The sequence below is a fragment of the Streptomyces sp. genome (genome assembly GCF_031178505.1).
GTDB lineage: Bacteria > Actinomycetota > Actinomycetes > Streptomycetales > Streptomycetaceae > Streptomyces > Streptomyces gulbargensis.
In genome coordinates, this window is sequence record NZ_JAPSIW010000687.1 from 1 (window position 1) to 3,778 (window position 3,778).

General features: G+C 71.9%; 3 protein-coding genes and 1 pseudogene. 1 reads left to right on the plus strand and 3 read right to left on the minus strand.

From position 1 onward, the window contains the following. Together purU and RIF68_RS30490 are read right to left on the minus strand one after the other, a co-directional pair. The coding region (gene purU, locus RIF68_RS30485; protein ID WP_309054505.1) for a formyltetrahydrofolate deformylase at window positions 1-760 on the minus strand (760 nt) is incomplete at its 3' end. Between the two features lie 89 nt (window positions 761-849). Beyond that, window positions 850-1,293 (minus strand): hypothetical protein, encoded by a 444-nt coding sequence (locus tag RIF68_RS30490; protein WP_309054506.1) that lies wholly within the window; start codon window positions 1,291-1,293, stop codon window positions 850-852. Window positions 1,294-1,497: 204 nt separating this feature from the next. On the opposite strand from RIF68_RS30490, the gene RIF68_RS30495 reads away from it, so the two are divergent. Continuing rightward, window positions 1,498-2,793 (plus strand): ABC transporter substrate-binding protein, encoded by a 1,296-nt coding sequence (locus RIF68_RS30495; RefSeq protein ID WP_309054507.1) that lies wholly within the window; start codon window positions 1,498-1,500, stop codon window positions 2,791-2,793. 39 nt (window positions 2,794-2,832) lie between these two features. Here the strand turns inward: RIF68_RS30495 and RIF68_RS30500 are convergent. Next, window positions 2,833-3,778 (minus strand): annotated as a pseudogene (locus tag RIF68_RS30500) (hypothetical protein); the annotation flags it as partial.

Below are 3,778 nucleotides of genomic sequence, written 5' to 3' on the forward strand. Positions count from 1 at the left end.
CCCGGCCGATCGCGACGAGCTGGTCCGGGGTGACCTCGTGGCCGACCCGCTCCACCTCCTGCTCGATGATCGGGCCCTCGTCGAGGTCGGCCGTCACGTAGTGGGCCGTGGCGCCGATCAACTTCACCCCGCGCGCGTGGGCCTGGTGGTACGGCTTGGCGCCCTTGAAGCTCGGCAGGAAGGAGTGGTGGATGTTGATGATTCGCCCGCTCAGCTCCTTGCACAGGTCGTCCGAGAGCACCTGCATGTAGCGGGCGAGGACGACGAGCTCGACGTTCTCCGCTCGGACGAGCTCCAGGAGCTCGGCCTCGGCCTGCGGCTTGATGTCCTTGGTGACGGGGATGTGCCGGAAGGGGATGCCGTAGGAGGCGGCGAGCTCCGCGAAGTCGGTGTGGTTGGAGACGACGGCGACGATCTCGACCGGCAGCGCCCCGATCCGCGAGCGGAACAGCAGGTCGTTCAGGCAGTGCCCGAACTTCGAGACCATGAGGACGATCCGCATCCGCTCGTCGGCGCGGTGGATCTGCCAGTCCATGGCGAAGGAGTCGCCGACGGCCGCGAAGCTGGCGCGCAGCTTGTCCACCGTCACCGGCGCCTCGGCCGAGAAGTGGACCCGCATGAAGAAGAGACCGGTGTCACGGTCTCCGAACTGCTGACTGTCCTCGATGTTGCAGCCGGTGATGAAGAGGTAGCTCGACACGGCGTGAACGATGCCCTGCTTGTCGGGGCACGAGAGGGTGAGGACGTACTGATCGGTCATCCCGTTAGCCTGCCACATGGCGTCGCCCGTCCCGGCCGCACGTCCGCCAGACGGAACGGTCCGGGCGGACGGAACGGTTCGGGACCGCGTCACGATCGCGTCATGATGCGGAGCAGGTCGAGGGAGCGGGGCGGCGTGTCGGGGTCCTCGCCGTCGGCCGTCGCCATCCGTACGTGGGCCTCGCGGGCGGCCCGCACGGCCTCGGGCCAGCCGGGGTGCTCCAGGTAGGCGGTGACCGGGGCGTCCGGGCCGACCTGGTGGAGGATGCGCAGAACCCGCAGGACGGCGACGTCCACGAGGGCTGCCTCGGCCGTGTCGCGGAAGATCGCGCCGACGTACTTCTCGGCCGACCAGTTGTCGAGCCAGGTGTCCTCGACCAGGCGGTAGACGGCGTCGGTGACGTCTCCGTATCCCTCCTGGCCGGTCAGCCAGGTCGTCTCGTGGAAGGTGGGGTCGGAGAGCATGTGCAGCGCCGAGCGCACGTTGCTGCGCCAGCGCCACCACGGCATGTCGTTGAGCGGCATGCCGCCCATGGTGGAGGAGCGACGGCCGCGACGGGAAGAGTTCACCGAACCGGAGACAGGACTGGACACGTTTCGATCGTACGTTCCCCTTGTCCGGTAAGCGGACCCGCACCCTCCCGCTCCGGCGGCCGCCCCCGCAATTCACCTCGACGTCACCGTCCGTTGAACCGTGCTCACCACCGCGTTACCCGTGAGGCGGAATTGTGCATGCCCATGACCGGTAGGCGACTGACCTCACTCCTCGCGCTCGTCACGACCACGGCGGCGGGAGCGACGCTGCTCACCGGCTGTGGTCTGCTCCCTGGAGCCACGGGGGGCTCCAGGGAGCCCGTCACGGTGATGACGTGGGCTCCCGACCAGACCCGTGCGACCAACATGCCCGGCATGCCCGCGATGGCGCAGACCTTCGCCCGCTGGGTCAACGCGCAGGGCGGCATCGACGGCCACGAGCTGCGCGTCCTGACCTGCAACGAACAGAACAGCGCCGTCGGCGCCGCCGCCTGCGCCCGTCGCGCGGTCCGCGAGAACGCGGTGGCGGTCGTCGGCTCGTACAGCCAGAACGGCCGCGCGTTCATGGCCCCGCTGGAGGCCGCCGGCATCCCGTACATCGGCGGTTACGGCCTCACGGAGGACGAGTTCACGAGCCCGCTCTCGTACCCCGTCAACGGCGGCCAGGCCGCGCTCCTCGCCGGGCACGGCATGCAGCTCGCCGAAACCTGCCGCCGGGTCTCCCTGGTCCGGCCCGACACCCTCGCCGGGGACAAGCTCCCCAGCCTGCTCAACTCCGGCCTGCGCAAGGCCAGTCACCGCAGCGCCGTGGACATCCCGGCCGTGGAGGACGCGGCCGAGTACAGCCGGCAGGCCGCCCGCGCGCGCGAACGCGCGGGCGCCGAGGACGGCTGCGTCACCGCCGTGCTCGGTGAGCGGACCCAGACCTTCTTCGACTCCTTCCGCCGCCTCCCCGGGAACGGCGGCGCCGGCGACGGTGAGGGGAGGAACGGCGAGGGGGAGAACGGCGATCCGGTCCGCATCTCCTCCGTGCTCGGCAGCGTCGGACAGCCGGTCATCGACCGCACCGGCGGCGCCCACAGCCCGTTCGAGGGCGCTTACGTCACCGGCTGGTACCCGGAGGCGACCCACAGGAGCTGGGAGCCGATGCGGAAGGTCATCCGGGAGCACGCCTTCGCCGACAACCGGGTCGACCCGGCCGACGCGGGCGTCCAGACGACCTGGATCGCCTACACCGTCCTCAAGACGGTCGTCGAGTCCCTCGACAGCGACCGCGTCAGCTCCGTGCAGATCACCCACGCCCTCGACCGGGGCGCCCGCATCGACACCGGCGGGCTCACCCCGCCGCTGCGCTGGAAGTACGAGGACCTGCTCGCCGCCCCCGGCTTCCCCCGGATCGTCAACCAGGCGGTGACCTTCCAGGTCGTGCGCGGCGGACGCCTGGTGGCGCAGCGGCCCGGCTTCGTCGACGTCGGCACGGCCGTGCTCACGGCCCCCTGAGCGCCGGGGGCCGAACGGCCCCCGGGTCCGCCCGGCCGGTCAGAGCTGGGTGGGCGTACGGCGCTCCAGGCCGTACTTGTCGGCGGTCGGGTTCCACAGCCCGGCCGCCTTCCGCTTGGCCGTCGTCGCCTCGCCGCTCCGCTTGTTCGCCGCGACCAGCTGGTTGGTCGACGACGCCTTGCCGCCCTTGCAGGCCTTCTTGTCCTTCATCTGCACGGCCCAGGCCGCGTAGTGGTCGTCCGCGGCGGCCGAGGCCTGCCAGGCCTTGGTGAGGGAGGCGGTGAGCGCGGCGTGGTCCGGGAGCTTGTCGACGGAGATCCCGCGCAGCCGCGTCACCAGGCCGCGGCGCTGCTTCGCCGCGTCCCGCAGGTCCGCCGCCGCCTTGTCGAGGTTCTTGCACTGCTTGATCGACTCGACCGAGCTGATGACCGTGTCCCGGCTGCTGTTGCTCGTCGCGAGGAGCCTGTCCAGCTCCTGGGCCTGCGGCTCCGCCGGGTCGGCGGGCTTCTCCGGCGGCGCGGAGGACGAGGGGGTGACCTCGGCGGAGGGGGTCGGGGAGCTCGCGGCCACGTTCTGCCCGGCCGCCTTCGGGTCCTCCTCGTCACCGCCGTTGAGCAGGATCCCCGCGCCGAGCCCGACGACGGCGCAGCCCACGACCACGGCGGCGATCAGCGCGACCGGCGACTTGCGGCGCGGCGCGGGCTCGTCGTCGTAGTAGGCGTCCTGGTAGGCGAACTGCTGCGCGGGAGGCTGCGGGGGCTGGTGCTGCTGCTGGTGCTGCTGGTGCTGCTGGGGGTACGCGGGCGGGGCCGGCTGCCCGTACCCGTGCGGCGCCTGCGGCTGCTGCGGCGGGGCCTGCCGGGCCGGGTCCCGGAAGAGGTTGTCGAACTCCGCCGGCGGCCGGCGGTCACCGGGCTGCTGCCCCGGTACGGGGGCGATGTACCGGGTCGCGTCGGAGGCACCGGCGGGCGCCGCGCCCTGGTGC